Source organism: Rhizobium sp. CB3171 (genome assembly GCF_029714265.1).
Taxonomy (GTDB): Bacteria; Pseudomonadota; Alphaproteobacteria; order Rhizobiales; family Rhizobiaceae; genus Rhizobium.
Window position 1 is genome coordinate 513,573 of sequence record NZ_CP121652.1, and the last position, 19,047, is coordinate 532,619.

Annotated in this window: 20 protein-coding genes; 11 read left to right on the plus strand and 9 right to left on the minus strand. The window is 60.3% G+C overall.

The features are described from left to right. Positions 1-9: 9 nt before the first annotated feature. Positions 10-1,107 (minus strand): chorismate synthase, encoded by a 1,098-nt coding sequence (gene aroC, locus QA648_RS02475; protein ID WP_104822217.1) that lies wholly within the window; start codon positions 1,105-1,107, stop codon positions 10-12. Between the two features lie 300 nt (positions 1,108-1,407). Between aroC and QA648_RS02480 the strand changes: the two genes are divergently transcribed. Then, complete coding sequence (locus QA648_RS02480; RefSeq protein WP_104822218.1) at positions 1,408-1,668, plus strand: DUF1344 domain-containing protein; 261 nt, start codon at positions 1,408-1,410, stop codon at positions 1,666-1,668. A 31-nt stretch (positions 1,669-1,699) separates the two neighbouring features. Here QA648_RS02480 and QA648_RS02485 read toward each other — a convergent pair whose 3' ends face one another. The 3 genes from QA648_RS02485 to QA648_RS02495 form a co-directional block, all read right to left on the minus strand. Further along, a complete protein-coding gene (locus QA648_RS02485; protein WP_283049452.1) occupies positions 1,700-2,293 on the minus strand; it encodes a histidine phosphatase family protein in 594 nt (197 codons plus the stop codon). Between the two features lie 18 nt (positions 2,294-2,311). Beyond that, positions 2,312-3,130 (minus strand): enoyl-ACP reductase FabI, encoded by an 819-nt coding sequence (gene fabI, locus QA648_RS02490; RefSeq protein WP_104822220.1) that lies wholly within the window; start codon positions 3,128-3,130, stop codon positions 2,312-2,314. A gap of 122 nt (positions 3,131-3,252) precedes the next feature. Next, positions 3,253-4,416 carry a DnaJ domain-containing protein gene (locus tag QA648_RS02495; RefSeq protein WP_104825005.1) on the minus strand — a complete coding sequence of 388 codons (1,164 nt, stop codon included), beginning with the start codon at positions 4,414-4,416 and terminating at the stop codon, positions 3,253-3,255. A 337-nt stretch (positions 4,417-4,753) separates the two neighbouring features. Here QA648_RS02495 and QA648_RS02500 point away from each other — a divergent pair, with 337 nt between their 5' ends. Together QA648_RS02500 and QA648_RS02505 are read left to right on the plus strand one after the other, a co-directional pair. Beyond that, a complete protein-coding gene (locus QA648_RS02500; RefSeq protein ID WP_104822221.1) occupies positions 4,754-5,758 on the plus strand; it encodes an ornithine cyclodeaminase family protein in 1,005 nt (334 codons plus the stop codon). Between the two features lie 29 nt (positions 5,759-5,787). Further along, on the plus strand, positions 5,788-7,311 hold the full coding sequence (locus QA648_RS02505) for an aromatic amino acid ammonia-lyase (protein WP_283049453.1): 1,524 nt from the start codon (positions 5,788-5,790) through the stop codon (positions 7,309-7,311). Between the two features lie 16 nt (positions 7,312-7,327). Here QA648_RS02505 and QA648_RS02510 read toward each other — a convergent pair whose 3' ends face one another. Further along, positions 7,328-7,786 (minus strand): RT0821/Lpp0805 family surface protein, encoded by a 459-nt coding sequence (locus tag QA648_RS02510; protein ID WP_104822223.1) that lies wholly within the window; start codon positions 7,784-7,786, stop codon positions 7,328-7,330. Between the two features lie 62 nt (positions 7,787-7,848). Here QA648_RS02510 and pdxH point away from each other — a divergent pair, with 62 nt between their 5' ends. Next, complete coding sequence (gene pdxH / locus QA648_RS02515; RefSeq protein ID WP_104822224.1) at positions 7,849-8,469, plus strand: pyridoxamine 5'-phosphate oxidase; 621 nt, start codon at positions 7,849-7,851, stop codon at positions 8,467-8,469. A 5-nt stretch (positions 8,470-8,474) separates the two neighbouring features. Here pdxH and QA648_RS02520 read toward each other — a convergent pair whose 3' ends face one another. After that, positions 8,475-9,533, minus strand: a complete 1,059-nt coding sequence (locus tag QA648_RS02520; protein WP_283049455.1) for a polysaccharide deacetylase family protein — start codon at positions 9,531-9,533, stop codon at positions 8,475-8,477. Positions 9,534-9,761: 228 nt separating this feature from the next. Between QA648_RS02520 and QA648_RS02525 the strand changes: the two genes are divergently transcribed. Together QA648_RS02525 and QA648_RS02530 are read left to right on the plus strand one after the other, a co-directional pair. Beyond that, entirely contained in the window at positions 9,762-11,048 is a 1,287-nt protein-coding gene (locus tag QA648_RS02525) for a D-alanyl-D-alanine carboxypeptidase family protein (RefSeq protein WP_283049456.1), read from the plus strand. 110 nt (positions 11,049-11,158) lie between these two features. Beyond that, positions 11,159-11,467, plus strand: coding sequence for a pyrophosphatase (locus QA648_RS02530; protein ID WP_283049458.1), 309 nt, complete (start codon positions 11,159-11,161; stop codon positions 11,465-11,467). A 22-nt stretch (positions 11,468-11,489) separates the two neighbouring features. Here the strand turns inward: QA648_RS02530 and maiA are convergent, their stop codons facing one another. The 3 genes from maiA to QA648_RS02545 form a co-directional block, all read right to left on the minus strand. Further along, positions 11,490-12,122 carry a maleylacetoacetate isomerase gene (gene maiA, locus QA648_RS02535; protein ID WP_283049460.1) on the minus strand — a complete coding sequence of 211 codons (633 nt, stop codon included), beginning with the start codon at positions 12,120-12,122 and terminating at the stop codon, positions 11,490-11,492. An 89-nt stretch (positions 12,123-12,211) separates the two neighbouring features. Continuing rightward, positions 12,212-13,627, minus strand: coding sequence for a metalloprotease TldD (tldD, locus tag QA648_RS02540; RefSeq protein ID WP_283049462.1), 1,416 nt, complete (start codon positions 13,625-13,627; stop codon positions 12,212-12,214). 64 nt (positions 13,628-13,691) lie between these two features. Further along, entirely contained in the window at positions 13,692-14,324 is a 633-nt protein-coding gene (locus tag QA648_RS02545) for an invasion associated locus B family protein (protein WP_104825006.1), read from the minus strand. A 336-nt stretch (positions 14,325-14,660) separates the two neighbouring features. Here QA648_RS02545 and coxB point away from each other — a divergent pair, with 336 nt between their 5' ends. Genes coxB through QA648_RS02570 form a run of 5 tightly spaced genes read left to right on the plus strand, consistent with a single transcriptional unit; the run spans position 14,661 to position 19,035 of the window. Beyond that, positions 14,661-15,551, plus strand: coding sequence for a cytochrome c oxidase subunit II (coxB, locus tag QA648_RS02550; protein WP_104822230.1), 891 nt, complete (start codon positions 14,661-14,663; stop codon positions 15,549-15,551). 14 nt (positions 15,552-15,565) lie between these two features. Beyond that, the gene (gene ctaD, locus QA648_RS02555; protein WP_283049465.1) at positions 15,566-17,260 is read left to right on the plus strand and encodes a cytochrome c oxidase subunit I; all 1,695 of its coding nucleotides are present in this window, start codon (positions 15,566-15,568) and stop codon (positions 17,258-17,260) included. Between the two features lie 57 nt (positions 17,261-17,317). Continuing rightward, entirely contained in the window at positions 17,318-18,277 is a 960-nt protein-coding gene (locus QA648_RS02560; RefSeq protein ID WP_283049466.1) for a heme o synthase, read from the plus strand. After that, positions 18,274-18,414, plus strand: coding sequence for a hypothetical protein (locus tag QA648_RS02565; RefSeq protein WP_034488087.1), 141 nt, complete (start codon positions 18,274-18,276; stop codon positions 18,412-18,414). The genes QA648_RS02560 and QA648_RS02565 overlap by 4 nt, the downstream gene beginning before the upstream one ends. Positions 18,415-18,423: 9 nt before the next feature. Next, positions 18,424-19,035 carry a cytochrome c oxidase assembly protein gene (locus QA648_RS02570; protein ID WP_283049467.1) on the plus strand — a complete coding sequence of 204 codons (612 nt, stop codon included), beginning with the start codon at positions 18,424-18,426 and terminating at the stop codon, positions 19,033-19,035. The last annotated feature ends 12 nt before the right edge of the window (positions 19,036-19,047 follow it).

The window sequence follows — 19,047 nt, forward strand, 5'->3', positions numbered from 1 at the left end:
AAAACGTCCTTATTTCAGCCGGCCGGTCTGGCCGCGATCCCTAAGGTAATGATCGGCTATGGCGCAGGCAACCATCGCCTCGCCGATCGGCACGGCGCGAATGCCGACGCAAGGGTCATGGCGGCCCTTGGTGCGGACATCGACATTGTTGCCGTCGGCATCGATCGATCGGCGCTCGGTCAGGATCGACGAGGTCGGCTTGATGGCGAAGCGGGCGATGACCGGCTCGCCGGTGGAAATGCCGCCCAATATGCCGCCGGCATGGTTGGATAGGAAGATGCGGTTGCCGTCATTGCCCATGCGCATTTCGTCGGCGTTTTCCTCGCCGCTCATTTCGGCGGCAGCAAAGCCATTGCCGATCTCGACGCCCTTGACGGCGTTGATCGACATCAGCAGCGAGGCGATATCCTGATCGAGCTTGCTGTAGATCGGTGCGCCAAGACCGGCGGGCACGCCTTCGGCAATGACTTCGACAACGGCGCCGATCGAGGAGCCGGCCTTGCGGATGCCGTCGAGATATTCCTCCCAGACCGGCACGATTTCCGGATCCGGCGAGAAGAACGGGTTCTGATCGACCTGTGCCCAGTCCCAATTGGCGCGATTGATCTTGTGCTTTCCGATCTGCACCAGCGCGCCGCGCACGGTGACGCCGGGCACGACGAGGCGGGCAATACCGCCGGCGGCGACACGCGCCGCGGTCTCGCGGGCCGACGAACGGCCGCCACCGCGATAGTCGCGAATGCCGTATTTGACGTCATAGGTATAGTCGGCATGGCCGGGGCGATAACGCCGCGCGATCTCGCCGTAATCCTTGGAACGCTGGTCGGTGTTTTCGATCAGCATCGAGATCGGCGTGCCCGTCGAAATCATCGTCTCGCCGTCTTCATCCAGCATCACGCCGGACAGTACCTTGACGAGATCATCTTCGCGGCGCTGCGTCACGAAGCGCGACTGTCCTGGCTTGCGCTTGTCGAGCCAGACCTGAATGTCCTCAAGCTTGAAACGGAGCCCCGGGGGGCAGCCGTCGACGACGCAGCCGAGCGCCGGCCCGTGGCTTTCGCCCCAGGTGGTGACGCGGAAGAGATGACCGAATGTATTGTGCGACATGGGAAACGACCGGATTACTGTGGCCCGGCGGCGGCCGCGCCTTTGTCTCTTGGAATTGCGGCACACTCATAGGCCAAAAAGCTGCCGAGGCAAATCTTTCTTTCCGTGATGATCCCGCAGGGCGGGAACCCGCAAACGCCCGATATGGTAAACGAAGATTAATCCATGCTGTGGATCGTGAAAACACATTCATCAATTAGGCGACGAAAGCCATTGTTGCGGGCAACTTCCGCCATATTCAAAGCGTTACCTTGGGACAATCAAATTTAGCACCGATAATGAGATTAAAGGGTACTCCCGATGCGCTTCTTTGTTGCGACGCTCCTGGCCACGGCAAGTCTCCTCGCCCCCGTCGCCGGCTTTGCCGAAAGCGCTGACGTCGAGGCTACGATCAAGAAGGTCGATGAGAAGAATTTCAGCATCACGCTGGATGACGGCAAGAATTATCAGGCGCCGCAGGATTTCGATTTCACGGGTCTGAAGGCCGGCGTCAAAGTGGTCGTCTTCTATACCGAGGTCGACGGCAAGCGCGTCATCAACGATCTCGATATCGTGCAGTAGGGAACGGGGATTATTCCTTTAGCCGGCGGCTTTAGATCCAGCCGATGATGTTCAACTGCGTATCGACCTTCAAAATGCGATCCTGCGGGATTTCCGCTTCCGCGGCATCCTCTTTCGAGACATCAGCGATCAACCGGAACAGCGAGCGGATGACGCCGCCATGGGTGACGCAGACGGTCGGCCGATCGACCGAAGTCAGCCAGGAGCCGACGCGCCAGGAGAGGATTTCGTAGCTCTCTGCATCATCGCCGGGCGGGATGAAGTCCCACTTGCCGGCGTTGCGCTCGGCAAGACGTTCGGCCTCGGTCGCCTTCAGCTCCTTGAGGGTGAAACCTTCCCAGGCACCGAAAGAGACTTCGACCAGCCGTTCGTCCGTGCGGTAGTCCTTGGGTGGCAGGCCCATGGCTTCGCGCGCGATTTCCATGGTTTCGCGGGTGCGCCTGAGCGGACTTGCGACAAAGTCGAAAGGCTGGTTTTCAAAGGTGAGGATTTCGCCGAGCTCAACACCATTCTGCCGCGCCTGCGCGCGACCGATGGCGTTGAGATCGATATCCTTCTGTCCCTGCAACCGGCGCTCGGCATTCCAGTCCGTCTGACCGTGGCGTATCACATAAAGAGGCGGCACGGTCAGGTTTCCTGTTGATCAATCCTTGATGACGGCGATGTCAGGCGCATCGACGGCCTTCATGCCGATGGCGTGATAGCCCGAATCGACATGGTGCACTTCGCCGGTGACGGCGGTGGAAAGATCGGAGAGCAGATAAAGCGCGGAGTTGCCGACTTCGTCGATCGAAACCGTGCGCTTTAGCGGCGCGTTATATTCGTTCCATTTCAGAATATAGCGGAAGTCGCCGATGCCGGCGGCGGCCAGCGTCTTGATCGGGCCGGCCGAAATGGCGTTGACGCGAATGCCGCGACCGCCGAGGTCGACGGCAAGGTAGCGCACGCTTGCTTCGAGCGCAGCCTTGGCGACGCCCATAACGTTGTAATTCGGCATGACCTTTTCCGCGCCGTAATAGGTCAGCGTGATGATCGAGCCGCCATCGTTCATGATGCGCTCGGCGCGCTGGGCGACGGCGAGCAGCGAATAGACGGAGATGTCCATGGTGCGCGCGAAATTATCGCGGCTGGTGTCGACATAGCGGCCGGTCAGCTCATCCTTGTCGGAGAAGGCAATGGCATGCACGACGAAATCGATCTTGCCCCATTTGGCTTCCAGCGAGTCGATGACGGCGTCGATCGTCGCGGGTTCCGTAACGTCGCAATGGCCTGCCATGAAGGCGCCGAGTTCCTGGGCGAGCGGCTCGACGCGCTTCTTCAGAGCGTCGCCCTGCCACGTCAACGCGATTTCGGCACCGGCTTCGGAACAGGCCTTGGCAATACCCCACGCTATGGAACGGTTGTTTGCAACGCCGAGGATGACGCCGCGCTTGCCTGCCATGAGGCCAGTGGCTTGAGCCATATTCTGCTCCCTTGAACTTTCGAATGATCCTGCCTATGGCATAGGCCGATCCCCTGTTCAAGCATCGGAAAGATCATCAACTGTTAGGGATCGTAACAAAGGGTGCGGTTGTCACTGAAATTTCACAAAAAAAGCCCCTCGCGCATGCTGCGCATCAAATCGGTAACTTTGTCGTCCGGTTTTTCCCACAGCATCAGGCGCAATTCCACCACGAGATTGCCTTTTCCGCCATGCCCGTCCGGTAGTCCCTGGTCAGAGATTCGGATGACCTGATCCGAACCGGACCAGGGGGGGACTGTCAGCCTGACCGGCCCGCTCAATCCCTCGACCGTTGTCTCATAACCGAGCACCGCATTTTCGATGGTCACGGGAAGGGTCGTGTGGACGTCGAGGCCATTAAGCGTGAAGCGGCTGTCGGTGGAGAGATGGATGGTGATCGCGACATCGCCGCGCAGCATCCCCTGCAATTTCATCCCCTGGCCCTTCAGATGCACCACCTGGCCGTTGCTGATATCCGTCGTCGCCTGAAAGCGCGCCTCCCGTCCGTCGGACAGCGGTACGGCAATCCAGTTTCCCTTCAACATGTCATCGAGGGTGACGGTCGCTTCGGCAGCGATCTCCGGTGTTTTCTCCGGCACTTTGTCCTGAACGCTGCCGCCCGTAAAGCGGCGCACGAGCGAGCCAAGAATGCCGAAGCGCGAGCGGAAGACGGTTGAGCCGGTGCCCGTCGCAAGCTGCTCCTCTTCGGCAAAGTTTTCTTCCGTCTCGCCGCTCTCCGGTTCGCGTGGCTTTTCCGTCTCCGCGGCACTGGCGGCGGTCTCTGCCTGGTTGGGTGCGGCACGGGCGGCCTTGGCGCCGAAAATGCGCTCGACCATATCCTCGGGTGACTCGGCGCCGGCCGCCTGCGGGTTGGCGGCCGACGCAGCCTTCTGCGCCTTCTGGGCATTGGCGCGGGCGAGTTCTTCCATGATCTTTTCGGCGTTGGCGCGTGCGGCCTTGGCACGCTCCGCTGCTTCGCGGGCAGCCTGACGCTGCTGCATGATGGTCTGCTCTGTGCTTTGGCCCTTCGCCTCGGCCATGCGCGCCACTTGATCGTAACGGCTGCGCTTCTGCGGGTCCTTCAGCGTTTCATAGGCGCGGCCGATCTCGGCAAAGCGCTCCGTTGCCGTGGGATCGCCGATGTTGTGATCGGGATGTACGGCCTTGGCCAGGTTGCGCCATGCCGCCTTGATTTCGTCCGCCCCGGCATCCCGCTTTACGCCAAGCACCTTGTAAGGATCGCGCATCATTATAACCACCGTTTTGAAGGGTGTGCCCGGCCTCGTTGCGGCACCCCAAAAGGAAGAAAACATATGGATCGCGCCGTATCCTCACTCCCCCGGAAGCAAGAAGGTTGACGCGCATATGGTGTGATCCTGCGCGAGCAGTTGCTAATCAGTTGTTACGCCCGGCTGGCGGCAACGGTTCGATCTGCCGCAATGGTTAGCCGTTCGCTAAGGAAGCCAAGCCCTGCTTAAGACTGAAGGCACGGCTTTCGCACCGGATTTGCCTTGACAATAAGTATAGACAACTCATTTCATGATGAGGCGAGCATAGCGACAAGCGGAAGGGTCAGGGCATCCCATGCAGGAAATTTGGATCGACTATCTGAACGCCATCGATACCAAGGCGCTGGCGCTGACCAACGACGAAATCCTCGATGCCGTCAGCAAAGCTTTGGATGCGCAGGGACGTGGCGAAACGGTGATCGAACCGCGCGTGCATCTCGTGCCCGAAAGTTCCGACAAGGGCCATTTCAATGTGCTGCGCGGCTATGTGAAGCCTCTCGACTATGCTGGTGTCAAAGTGGTCGGCGATTTCGTCGATAACTACAAGCAGGGTCTTCCTTCTGAAATGGCCGTGCTCAACCTTTTCGATCCGCGCACCGGCATGCCGAAGGCGATCATCGATGCCACCGCGATCACCGATATGCGCACGGGCGCGGTCACCGCGATCGGTGCCCGCCATCTCGCCCGCAAGGATAGCAAGGTGCTCGGCCATATCGGCGCGCGCGGCACCTCCTATTGGAATGTCCGCCTGCTCGACCATCTCTTCGACTTCGAGGAAATCCGCGTCCATTCCCGCCGGCCGGAAAGCCGCGATGCCTTCGCCGCCCGATTGGAAAAGGATCTCGGCAAGAAGATCATCGTCACCGACAATTGGGAAGACTGCCTGAAGGACGCCGACATCATGGTCGAGGCCAGCCGCCTGCCTGAGCCGACGCCGCTCTTCAAGACCGCCTGGGTCAAGAAGGGAGCTTTCGTCGTTCCTTATGGCACGATGAGCGCGCTGGAATTCGATCTGACCGACATCATGGACAAAGTCGTCGTCGACGATTGGGGTCAATGCGGCCCCGGTCGTCCCTTTGGCGCATTGCGCCGGCATGTCGATGAGGGCAAGGTGACGGCGGAGACACTGCATGCCGAAATCGGCCAGATCGTCTGCGGTGCGCGGCCTGGCCGCGAAAGCGACGACGAGACCATTCTCTTCTGGCATCGCGGTCTCAGTACCACGGACGTTGCGCTGGGGGCTGCCATGGTCGACAAGGCGAAGCGGATGAATATCGGCCAGCGCCTGCGCTTTGCTTGAAACGGACGGTTTGAGAAACGGACAGACGGATGGGTGCTGACGCCAAAAGCGTGATCTTCGATGCGTCCGGCGCGGATATCGACGCGATCTGCGCCGTGGCTCGCAATGGCGCCGAGGTCGCGATCGGCGCCGATGCGATCGCCGGCATCGAAGCCGCCTATGCCTGTCTCCTCCGCCATGCGGGCGCGGGCAAGGCGATCTATGGAGTCAGCACCGGTTTGGGTGCCGCTGTCGATACGCGCCTCGATCCCGCGAAGGATTCCGGGCAACATCGCATTCCGCGCCCCCGCGCCGTCGGCGTCGGGCGCTTTGCCGAAGCGGACGAGGTCCGCGCCATGATGGCGGCGCGCCTAGCCCGCTTCTGCCTCGGCTATTCGGGTGTATCGCCAGAGGTGGCGCAAGCGCTTGCCGGCATGCTCAATTGTTCCGTCCATCCGAAGGTGCCGATGACCGGCTCGATCGGCGAGGCGGATCTCCCGCCGCTTGCGCATATCGCCTTGGTATTGGTCGGCGAGGGGAGGGCCATTCTTCCGGATGGGCGTGAGGTCTCCGGCGCCGATGCCTTGGCGGCGGCCAGCCTTGTGCAGCCGTCCTTCGGCATAAAGGATGGACTGTCGCTGATCTCGTCCAACGCCGCATCCGTCGGCCTTGCGTGCCTGATGCTGCAGGATATTAGGCGTATTTTCGATGCGCATATCGGTGCGGCAGCGCTATCCTATGAAGGATTTCGCGCCAGCCTTGATCCGCTCGATCCGCTGGCAAGTCGCTTGCGGCCCGGCCCCGGCCAGGGCGAAGTCGCGGCAGCCGTCCGCTCACTCCTCGAAGGCGGCGATCTGATGAAGCCGGGGGCAGCGCGGCGCCTTCAAGACCCGCTCAGCCTTCGCTGCGTGCCATCGGTCTCCGGCGCCGCATTACATGCGCTGAGAGCGGCGTGGACTGCTACCGAGCTGGAACTGGGCTCCAGTGACGACAACCCATCGGTTCTTGCCGATGAGGATGTCGTGCTGCCGACCGGCAATTTCAATCCCACCCATATGGTGCTGGCCTTCGACACGCTGGGGCTGGCGCTCGCCCGCCTTGCGGCTATGGCGGCCGAGCGAATCATGAAGTTGCTGTCGCCGGGCTTCTCCGATCTGCCGCGTTTTCTGGCGCCGGAAGGTGTCGGCGCCAACGGCTTTGGCGCCTTGCAGAAGACCGTTGCGGCGCTGACGGCGGAGATCGGCCACCTGGCGATGCCCATGCCCTTTGCTGTGACGCCCGTCGCCGATCGCGTCGAGGATTATGCATCGCTTGCCATGTCGGTGATCGACAAGACCGGACGGCTGGCGGTGAAGCTGCGATATCTGACGGCGATCGAACTGATCATAGCCGCGCGGGCCATCGATCTGCGAGGCGCAATCAAGTTGGGTGAGGGGACCGGGATGCTGTTTACCGTTGTCCGCTCGATAGCCCCACCGCTAGATGTGGACCGTTCGCCCAGCAACGACATCTACGCGCTTGCGGATTGCATTGCGGCGGGCACGCTGATCGGCCCGCTTCTGAGTATGAAATAAGAAAGAGAAGAGGCGATCAGCCGTCCTGCTGGAAGCTCAGCAATTGCCATTCGCCCTGGCCGATAAGGCAGGTCTTGCCGAAGAAATTGGCGATGCCGTCATAGGAGTGGCGGGTGGTGCGGAACTGGCGGCAGACCTGTCCCGAGGCGTTGTTTTCGACGATCGTGTCGATGACGCCGGCGCTTCCCGTCGACGCATTCGCCCAGGGGACGGGCTGTCCGTTCAGCTTGTTGAGATCTGCCGAAGTCACGGCATTGCGCACGGTGGTCTCGTCCGAAACGCTGTCGGTTGTCACAGGAGCGGTCGGGATGGTGCCGGTTGAAACGCTCCGATCCACCTTCGTCGAACTCAGCATGTCCATGCCGCCGCCGACGCAGCCGCCAAGGGAGAAAAGGGAGAAAATGGCAATCGCCATCGTCGCGCCTTTTGCAAGCTTGCGCTTTGTATGAACCGTCGACTTTGCTATGACTTCCACCCGAGTATCTTGGCCAGTGTTGGGGCTGGCGATTTTAGGAAATGCGGAGAATTTGAGCTAATATGTCGGAAAACGAGTTAACAAGCGGTGACTTCACCGAGCAGAACGAGCCCTTCGCGCTTTTCGCTTCCTGGCTGCGCGACGCTGAAGCCAATGAGCCGAATGATCCGAATGCGGTTGCCTTGGCAACGGTTGATAAGGATGGATTGCCAAATGTCCGCATGGTTCTTCTGAAAGGTTTCGATAGTCAGGGATTCGTATTCTATACAAATTTCGAAAGCCAGAAAGGCCAAGAAATTCTTTCCCAAAAGAAAGCGGCCATGTGCTTCCACTGGAAGTCGCTCCGGCGTCAGGTAAGGCTGCGCGGCCTGGTTGAAGTGGTCAGCGACAACGAAGCTGATGAATATTTCAAGACGCGTGCCCGCGGCAGCCGCATCGGCGCCTGGGCGTCGAAGCAGTCGCGTCCGCTCGAGGGCCGCTTCGCCCTGGAAAAGGCGGTCGCCGAATATACGGCCCGCTACGCCATTGGCGAAATTCCACGCCCTGCCTATTGGTCCGGCTTCCGCATCCGGCCGCTGTCGATCGAGTTCTGGCACGATCGCCAGTTCCGCTTGCACGACCGCGTCGAATTCCGCCGCGACGTGCCGGAGGGCGCCTGGGAAAAGGTGCGGATGTATCCGTAACGGAACTATGGTGAGGCCCGGCGCCCCATCAGCCTCATGGGGATGCCGGAGGCAAGTGCCGATGCATACCGGGCCTTCTGGTAGTGACCGTTCAATGACAGCCGCGGCAAATGGGTGATCGTGGCGGCACTTGCCTTTCCGATCGTCCCGGGCCGGGTCGTAACGCCGACGGAAAAGCCGAGTTCCGCTGCAAGCCGAGCTTCGCGAGGAGAGACCGCATCGGCCGTGCCGTAGGGATAAGCGATTGCCGCTGGCCGCCTTCCGATGATGTCGGCGACATAATCCGCCGACAACGCCATTTCCGCCGCCGCTTCCGCTTCCGGCAGACGAGCAAGCGCCCGGTGGCTGACCGTGTGGGCGCCGAGCGAGGCAAGGGGGTGACGGACAAGCTGCCTCAATTCCCCGCGGTCCATGATTGTCGTGCGCACGAGATCCAGCGGCTCCAGGCCGTTCCATCGGGCGAGCTCGTCGATCCGGGCAACGGCCTCCATCTCGTCATGGGCATGGACATAGGCGGCAAACCGGGCAAAGACGGCAGGCCGTTGGCCGGCCTTGTTGAGATCGAAACTCTCTGTGCCCATGCCAAAGTCGAACGTTAGGTGGTCCCGCTGGACTAGCAGCTCAGCCAGCGTTTCCCACCATATGCTGTGCGTCCTCTCCGACAGGCCTTGGGTGACGAAGATCGTGAAGGGCGTGCCGTGGCGGGCAAAGACCGGCAGCGCATAATCGAAATTGTCGCGATTACCGTCGTCGAGTGTGAAAGCAGCAAAGGGTGGCTTGTTGCGATCACTTGCGATACGGTCCGGCAACGCATCAAGAGAAATGAATTCATAACCATCCCGTTTCAGTCGCGTGATCGCGCTGTCGAGGAATTCGGGCGAAATTTCTAGATGCGCATTCGGGGCAAAGGTTCGGGGCAAGGGAGGGCGGACATGATGCAGGGTGAAGATGGCACCGAGGCCGGCGACGTCGCGCATCAGGCCGAGGTTTTTCAGAATTGCGGCGGTTTCCAGACCGCCGGAGATCGCCGCGCGCTTGAGACGAATTCTGATGCCCTGTTCCATAGGGATTGACCCGGTTGAAGAATGCCCATGCTCTAGCCCATCCGCCGTTAAGTCTTGCTGAATCTGCACCATCTTTTCAATGTGTTAACCGTTATTTTACCAGCAAAGGCAAAATTGGAATTCTGTCGAGGGTGTTGCCTCAATATCGCACCGAAATCAGGCTCTTGTCGCAAATGCGCACAACAGGTTGATGCGGTGTATCGGCATTTGTTTCAGTTGGGGACGAATATGAAAAAACTTTTGATGGCCCTTTCTGCGGCCGTCTTGCTGTTGAGCGCACCGGTAGCGAGCTTTGCGGGTAGCGCCTATTTCATCATGGACGCGAAATCCGGTAGGGTGCTGGCTTCGGATAATGCCGATGATCTCAACCACCCTGCCTCGCTGACCAAGATGATGACGCTGTACCTGACGTTTGAGGCTATCCATCGCGGTAAGCTGGGTTGGAACACGGCGATTCCGGTCTCGAGCAACGCCTCCGGCAAGAGCCCGACCAAGCTCGGCCTGAAGCCGGGCAGCACCATCACCGTCCGCGATGCCGTCAACGGCATGATCATCAAGTCCGCCAACGATGCCGCCACTGCCATGGGCGAAGCGCTGGGCGGTAGCGAAAGCGGCTTTGCCCGCATCATGACGCAGAAGGCGCGCGAACTCGGCATGCGCCGCACTGTCTTCACCAATCCATCGGGCTTGCCGAGCATGGAGCAGGTGACGACCGCGCGCGACATGTCGACGCTCGCCGTTGCGCTCATCAACAATTATCCTCAGGAATATCGGCTCTTTTCGCAGTCGAGTTTCACCTATCGCGGCAGCCGCGTCCGTGGCCATAACAATCTGATGTATCGCTACGAAGGCATGGACGGCATCAAGACCGGCTACACCAACGCCTCCGGCTTCAACATCGTCAGCGCCGTGCGCCAGGGCAACCGCCGCGTTATCGGCGTCGTCATGGGCGGAGCGACTGCCCGCGGCCGCGATGCTTTCATGGCTTCGCTTCTCAATCGTTATGTGCCGAAAGCGACCTCCGCTGAATCGTCGCGTCTCGTGGCAAGCATTGGCGGTGCAAAGCAGGTCGAAGTGGCTTCGGCGAAGGATGATGTTGCTGTCGATGTCGACGCGCAAACCACGGCCACGGCGACGCGCAAGCGCGCCGAGTTCACTCCGGCTCCGGCCCCGCTCGCCTATGCCGCCACGACAAATGTGACCGTGCCGATGGATCGCCCGATGGCGATGGATGAAATCCAAAATGCCGGCAAGCCGGCGACCGGCGGCTGGCAGGTGCAGATCGCAGCTACGCCGACGGCGCAGGCCGCCAAGGACCTGCTGTCCGAAGCTCAATCCAAGGCAGGCGGCGCTCTTGCCAACGCTTCGCCCTATACCGAAGCCGTCGGCAAGGGCAGCAACACAGTCTATCGCGCCCGTTTCGTCGGCTTCGGCAGCCGCGATGATGCGAATTCCGCCTGCGCTGCGCTGAAGCGCAAAGATTTCAACTGCATGCTGTTGCCGACCAAGGGCTGAGCAGAAATCAAGTTTTGAAACTAGCAAGACGGCGGGGCACAAGCTCCGCCGTCTTGCTATTTCCGGCAGAATCGTTCACTTCTGTTAAGAACATACAGGGAACGATATTGATGTTATCCGATCTGATCCAGCAGTTCGAAAAGGCTTCCGCCACCTATGCCGCCGCCAACGGATTGGAGCGCGATGCCGACTGGTTTGTTTTGAAATTGCTGGAGGAGATGGGCGAACTCACCCAGATCTGGAACAAAACGACCGGCCGCGGAAGACGCAAGGGCATGTCGGACGAGGATCTCGCAACGGCGCTGGCCGACGAGACGGCCGACGTGCTCGGCCACATCCTCCTCTTCGCCCACCGCAACAGCCTCGATCTTGCCGCCGCCGTCGAGCGGAAATGGCGGTTCCGGCCGGAGGAGGGGTGAGAGCGGCCACTGGTTGCCACGTTCAAGAATGAGAGAAGTCGACCTGTGCTTCCGGGCGTGCAAGCCGAAAGGCTTCGAGTTCGTTGCAGCGTTCTTCGACTGCCAGGAGTGTGGAATAACGGGATAGATCTACGCCAAGACGGCGGGAGGCGTTTAGTTGCGGCACAAGATGCAGGTCCGCCCATCCCGCTTCTACGCTGAAGCAATACGGCCATTGGATCGGTCGGCGCCGTAGGGTTTCCTCCAGGGCGTCAAGGCCTAGAGCCAGCCAGTGGCTGACCCAGACCGAAACTTGATGATCGTCGGCACCTATGTCCGATTTCAAAAAGCGTCTGACACGCAGAACGGTCAGAGAATGCATTTCCGATGTGATGAGCCCGGCAAACGCTTTTGCCTCCGCGCGGACGACGGGATCGGAAGGCAGCGGACTTGGCGCTGGATACGCTTCCTCAAGATAATCCAGGATAGCAGACGATTGCGCGATGATACGTCCGCCGATGTCGAGAGCAGGTAGAAGACCTTGAGGGTTCAATCGCTCATATTCGCCGGGCGCCAATGAGCTTACCGGTGTATAAGTGAACGGAATACCTTTGAGGTAAAGTGCTATACGCACCCTTTCGCCTGCGGAATTCTGCCAGCGTGACAGCAAGCGCATGGAGGTCCTCTTCGGTCAAAAGCTATCAACAGCATCAGCCTCCGTCGAAGGCTGATGGCCACTGCTATGGGCATAGCTTTAGGCAGACTTCAAGCCTTCGTCCCGCCGACCGTCACCTGATCCATCCGCAGATGCGGCTGGCCGACGCCGACGGGGACCCATTGGCCGCCTTTGCCGCAATTGCCGATGCCGGTGTCGAGTTTCATGTCGTTGCCGATCATGGAGACGCGCTTCATCGCTTCTGGGCCGTTGCCGATGAGCATGGCGCCCTTGATCGGTGCGCCGACCTTGCCGTCTTCGATCAGATAGGCTTCGGTGCAGCCGAAGACGAATTTGCCGGAAGTGATGTCGACCTGGCCACCGCCGAAGGAAACGGCATAGATGCCCTTCTTCACCGAGGCGATGATCTCTTCAGGTGTCTTGTCGCCGCCAAGCATATAGGTGTTGGTCATACGCGGCATCGGCGTGTGGGCATAGCCTTGGCGGCGGCCGTTGCCGGTTGCCTTCATGCCCATCAGGCGGGCATTCTGCCGGTCCTGCATATAGCCGACCAGCTTGCCGTTCTCGATCAGCACATTGTAGGCCGAAGGCGTGCCCTCATCGTCGACGGTGATCGAGCCACGGCGGTTTTCGATCGTGCCGTCATCGACGACGGTCACGCCGGGAGCGGCGACCATCTGGCCGAGCAGCCCTGCGAAAGCCGAGGTCTTCTTGCGGTTGAAATCGCCTTCTAGCCCGTGGCCGACGGCTTCGTGCAGCATGACGCCCGGCCAGCCGGAGCCGAGAACGACGTCCATCGTGCCGGCCGGCGCATCGATCGCCTCGAGATTGACCAATGCCTGGCGCAAAGCTTCGTCAGCGCCGCGGCGCCAGTTCTCTTCCGTGACGAAATCGCCGAAGCCGACGCGGCCACCGGTTCCGAAGGAACCTGATTCCTGCCGGTCGCCTTCGCCGACCATCACCGAGATATTGACGCGCGTCATCGGCCTGATGTCGCGAACGCGATGGCCGTCGGCGCGCAGGATATCGACCACCTGCCAGCTCGCGGCAATGGAGGCCGTGACCTGACGCACCTTGCCATCCTTGTCGCGCAGATAGCTGTCGATCTCCTGCAGCAGCCTCGCCTTGTCCTCGAAGCTTGGGCTCCCAATCGGGTTTTCGTCGCTATAGAGTACTTTATTGGTGCGCTGAGGCGCGGCGGCGTAGGAACCCGCATAGCCGCTCGTGACCGCGCGCACCGCATCGGCGGCGCGCTTCAGCGCGGCTTCGGAGAGATCGCCCGCATGCGCATAACCCACCGCTTCGCCGGCGACGGCGCGCAGGCCGAAACCCTGTTCGGTGTTGAAGCTGCCGCCCTTCATGCGTCCGTTGTCGAAGGTCAGCGATTCCGCCTGGACATGCTCGACGAAAAGCTCGCCATCGTCAGCGCCGGCCAGTGCTTCGGCAACGATGCCGCGCAGCTTGGTTTCGTCGGTATCGAACAAGGTAAGAAGATCGGTATTCATGGATCAAGTGCTCCGTTCAGAGCCGATGTAGGTTTCGGACGGCGAGAGAGCAAGCCCTGTCGATTTACGGAAGCGCGTCGTAGCCTTCGGCAAAGCCCTTGAGGTCGACAGGAATGCCGATGCCTTCTTCCGGCGACTGGAAGACGATGAAGGTGGCCGTCGCGCCGCTGCGCAGCGTTTTCAGCAACTCGTCCTCAAGCACCACTTCGGCATAGCAGCCGTCCGAGAAGCAGCGCACGAAATAGGCGCGGCCGATATCCTTGCCGTCGACATTAAGGCCGAGCCCGTTCGGCAGCAGCACGCCGAGCGGCGCCAGCACGCGAAGAATCTTCGACTTGCGATCGGCGGTCTTCAGCACGACGACCGAAAGACCGACTTCCGGCCGGTCCTCGGCAATGACGTTCTGCATCAGCGCGCATTGTTCGGTCGATGCGCCGGCCGGCTTGTCGCAGACCACGGACCATGCACCATGGCTGGAGCGCACCGTACCCGGTGGTTGTGGAACCTGGTTGGTCGGAAGCTGCTGGGTATGGGCTGGCGGCTGTTGGCCTGACTGCGGCGGTTGCTGGGTTTGCAGTTGCTGAGCCTGCGGCGCCGGCTGTGTTTGCTGTGCCTGCTGCGCCAGAACGGGTGCTGCAGCCGCAGCAGCGATGCTGGCGGTGACAAGCCAAAGCCGGGCGAGGGAACGAAAACCCATGAAAACCTCTAGATTCGAATCAGTGCTGTTATTGTTGAAGCCCATGCCGGCAAATGAAAAGCCCCGCATGCTGAATTCCAACCGACTGCGGCGGAAATACGACCTCTATCCCATTTTGTCCCGGCAATGCGATGGACCACGATGCAATTTTTCGTATGATGATGAAATGCTTGCCATGTTTCGGCGGGCCGGGGGAATATACTTCGCGCAAAAATGCCGCACGGACAACGCTTGTGAGTTGTTGCGGAGTGCTCCAAACTGTGGTTTGAAGCGCAATGGAATGTAGGGATACTGCGTTTGAGTGATCTGGGATCAAACGCTGGAGGGAGAGACATCGTGATTAAGAGGGCTTACGCAGCTCTGGCGGCTATCGCCTGTCTGCTTTTTGCGACCGGCAGCTATGCCGATCAGCCAAAACCATGGGAAACCGGCCTGCAAGAGGCAGCAACCGGCAACATGCATCAAATACGCTGGTTCGAAGCATACACGCTTTGGTTTATCGTTCCCATTACGCTGCTGGTGCTCGTCCTTTTGATCGTCGTCATGGTCAAGTTCCGGGCATCGCGAAATCCGGTGCCCTCCAGAACGAGCCATAACACGCTGATCGAGGTCATCTGGACCGTGGGTCCAGTCCTCATTCTTCTGTTCCTGGCTGTTCCGTCCTTCGATCTTCTGACCGCGCAGCTAACGTTCCCGCAAAATCCTGACGTGACCGTCAAGGCGACGGCGACGCAGTGGCAGTGGAACTATGAATATGAAAACAGCGGCAACACGCCTCTGGCTTTTGATTCCTTCCTGCTGAAGGATCAGGACCGCGCTGCGGCCGGCAAGGAAGACAAATCGAAATATCCGCGGCTTCTCGCCGTCGACAACGAGCTGGTGCTGCCCGTGGGCAAGGTCGTGCGCGTCCTTGTTACCGCCGCACCGACGGATGTCATCCATTCCTTCGCGATGCCGTCCTTCGGCGTCAAGATTGACGCCGTTCCGGGCCGTTTGAACGAAACCTGGTTCAAGGCCGACAATGAGGGCCTGTACTACGGCCAGTGTTCCGAGCTTTGCGGCAAGGACCATGCATTCATGCCGATCGCCATCCGCATCGTCTCTCAGGATCAATACCAGCAGTGGCTGACCACTGCTGCCGGCGACCTGAGCAAGGCAAACAAGGCCCTGATGGCTGCCGTCGATCAGCCGGCTACTGTCAACGTCGCTGCAAACACGGCTGAGTAAGAGGGATAGGGATAATGGCTGGATCTACGGCACACGACGATCATTCGCACGCTCTTCATGACGCTCACGCGCATGACGACCATCATGCTCACAAGCCCAGTTTCGCGAACCGCTGGCTCTTCTCGACCAACCACAAGGACATCGGCACCCTCTATCTGATCTTTGCGATCTTTGCCGGTATCATTGGCTTCCTGCTGTCCGTTGCGATCCGCATGGAATTGCAGGAGCCGGGCATCCAGATCTTCAGCGGTCTGGCTTCCATGGTCTACGGCTATTCGGGCGACGCCTCCATCGATGGCGGCAAGCAGATGTACAACGTCTTCGTCACCGCTCATGCGCTGATCATGATCTTCTTCATGGTCATGCCTGCGATGATCGGCGGTTTCGCCAACTGGATGGTGCCGATCATGATCGGCGCGCCGGACATGGCTTTCCCGCGCCTGAACAACATTTCCTTCTGGCTGATCGTTCCCGCCTTCCTGCTGCTGATCCTGTCGATGTTCGTCGAAGGCCCGGCCGGTGCCTACGGCGCGGGCGGCGGCTGGACGCTGTATCCGCCGCTGTCAGGCCTCGTCGGTCATCCCGGCCCGGCGGTCGACCTGGTGATCTTCGCACTGCATATTGCCGGCGCCTCGTCCATCCTCGGTGCGATCAACTTCATCACCACCATCCTCAACATGCGCGCCCCGGGCATGACGCTGCACAAGATGCCGCTGTTTGCCTGGTCGGTGCTGATCACGGCCTTCCTGCTGCTCCTGTCGCTGCCGGTTCTCGCCGGTGCCATCACCATGGTGCTGACCGACCGCAACTTCGGCACGACCTTCTTCGCGCCGGAAGGTGGCGGTGACCCGATCCTTTACCAGCATCTGTTCTGGTTCTTCGGTCATCCCGAAGTCTACATCCTGATCCTGCCGGGCTTCGGCATGATCAGCCACATCATCTCGACCTTCTCGCGCAAGCCGATCTTCGGCTATCTCGGCATGGCCTACGCCATGGTCGCGATCGGCGCCGTTGGCTTCGTCGTCTGGGCTCACCACATGTACACGGTCGGCCTTTCGCTCGATACGCAGCGTTATTTCGTCTTCGCGACGATGGTCATCGCCGTTCCGACTGGCGTGAAGATCTTCTCCTGGATCGCGACGATGTGGGGCGGCTCGATCGAGTTCCGCACGCCGATGATCTGGGCGATCGGCTTCATCTTCCTGTTCACGGTGGGCGGCGTCACCGGCGTGCAGCTCGCCAATGCCGGTCTCGACCGCGTATGGCAGGATACCTATTACGTCGTCGCGCACTTCCACTACGTTTTGTCGCTCGGCGCCGTCTTCGCCATCTTCGCTGCCTGGTACTACTGGTTCCCGAAGATGACCGGCTACATGTACAACGAGAAGATCGGCAACTGGCATTTCTGGATCACCTTCATCGGTGTCAACATGATATTCTTCCCGCAGCACTTCCTCGGTCGTGCTGGCATGCCGCGCCGTTACATCGACTATCCGGACGCCTTCGCCGGCTGGAACTTCGTTTCCTCGATCGGCTCCTATGTCGCAGCCGTCGGCCTCTGCTTCTTCTTCTGGGGTGTCATCGATGCGTTCGTGAGGAAGCGCGTCGCCGGCAACAATCCCTGGGGCGAGGGTGCGACCACTCTGGAATGGCAGCTTCCTTCGCCGCCGCCTTACCACCAGTGGGAAGAGCTGCCGCGCATCAAGTAGCTTATTTCCGGACGCCGTGATAAACGGCGTCCGGCTTAACGGACATTGGATGAAAGAATGACGGTGATCGACAATCACGAAGTACTCGCGAAGAAAGGCGAAACCGGCCTGTCTGAAGCGAGTGCGCGCGATTATTTCGAGCTTTTGAAGCCGCGGGTCATGTCGCTGGTTGTCTTCACCGCTTTTGCCGGCCTGGTGCTGGCGCCGGGCCACATCAACCCCATTCTCGGCTTGATCGCCATTCTCTGCATCGCCGTCGGCGCCGGCGCTTCCGGCGCGCTGAACATGTGGTACGATGCCGATATCGACGCGGTCATGAGCCGTACGGCGCGCCGTCCGATTCCCGCCGGCCGCGTCAAGGCTTCCGATGCGCTTGCCTTCGGCTTGGTGCTGTCGGGCTTTTCGGTGACGATCCTTGGCCTCGCCGTCAACTGGCTTTCGGCCGCGATCCTCGCCTTCACCATTTTCTTCTACGTCGTCATCTATACGATGTGGCTGAAGCGCTCGACGCCGCAGAACATCGTCATTGGCGGCGCTGCCGGCGCTTTCCCGCCGGTCATCGGCTGGGCCTGTGTCACCGGAAACGTGACGATCGAGAGCATCGTGCTCTTCCTGATCATCTTCCTGTGGACGCCGGCCCATTTCTGGGCGCTGGCGCTGTTCAAGATGCGTGACTACGAAGCCGTCGGCGTCCCCATGCTGCCGAATGTCGCCGGCGTGCCGGCCACCAAGAATCAGATCGTCGCCTATGCGGTGCTGACGGCCATCATCGGTGTTGTGCCGGCATTCATGGGCTTTGCGAGCTTCGGCTATGGTGCCGTCGCCGTCGCGCTCGGCGCAATCTTCATATACTGTTCCATCGCCGTCCGGCGCATGCCGGATGGCGATGTCAAGATGATCCCGGCGAAGAAACTTTTCGCCTTCTCGATCTTCTATCTCTTCGCAATCTTTTCGGCACTGCTGATCGACCGGCTCGTGATAGTGCTGATATCAGGCGGTGCGGGAGGCTGGCTGTGATCGAACTCGTCAAGCTCACGGAAGCCCAAAAGAAATCACGGCGAGGGCGCAACATCGCGCTCGGTTTGGTGCTCGCCGGCCTGGTGATCCTGTTCTACGCGATCACCATCATCAAGGTCGGCACCGGACACGTTTGAGGAGGCGTGATGGAGGAGGGGACAACAAACAAGGCAAGAAACGCCGGCCGCAACAACGGCCTGGTGGTTGCCATGTGCCTGAGCTTCGTGGTCGGCATGAGCGCCATGTGCGCCGCCGCCGTGCCGCTCTATCGCATCTTCTGCGAGGTAACCGGCTTCAACGGCACGACGCAGCGCGTCGATCAGGCCTCCAGCATCATTCTTGACAGGCCGATCAAGGTCTCCTTCGACGCCAATGTTGCCCCGGGGATCCCCTGGGACTTCAAGCCGATGCAGAAGGAAGTCTCCCCCAAGATCGGCGAAACGGTCGAGATCAAGTTCCTGGTCGAGAACAAGTCCGACCAGCCGACGCGTGGACAGGCTATTTTCAACGTCTCGCCGGTGGAAGCGGGCGCCTATTTCAACAAGGTGCAATGCTTCTGCTTTAACGAGACCGATCTGGCACCGGGGGAAAAGCGCGAGATGCCGGTGGTTTTCTACGTCGATCCTGAGATCACCAAGGCGGAAGAGACCAAGACGATCACGGCGCTGACACTATCCTACACCTTCTATCCGCGCGACGGCGCGAAACCTGTGGCTTCCAACGAGGGCGCAGCGAAGGCGGTGGAAAAGAAACTTTGATGGAGAGTGCTT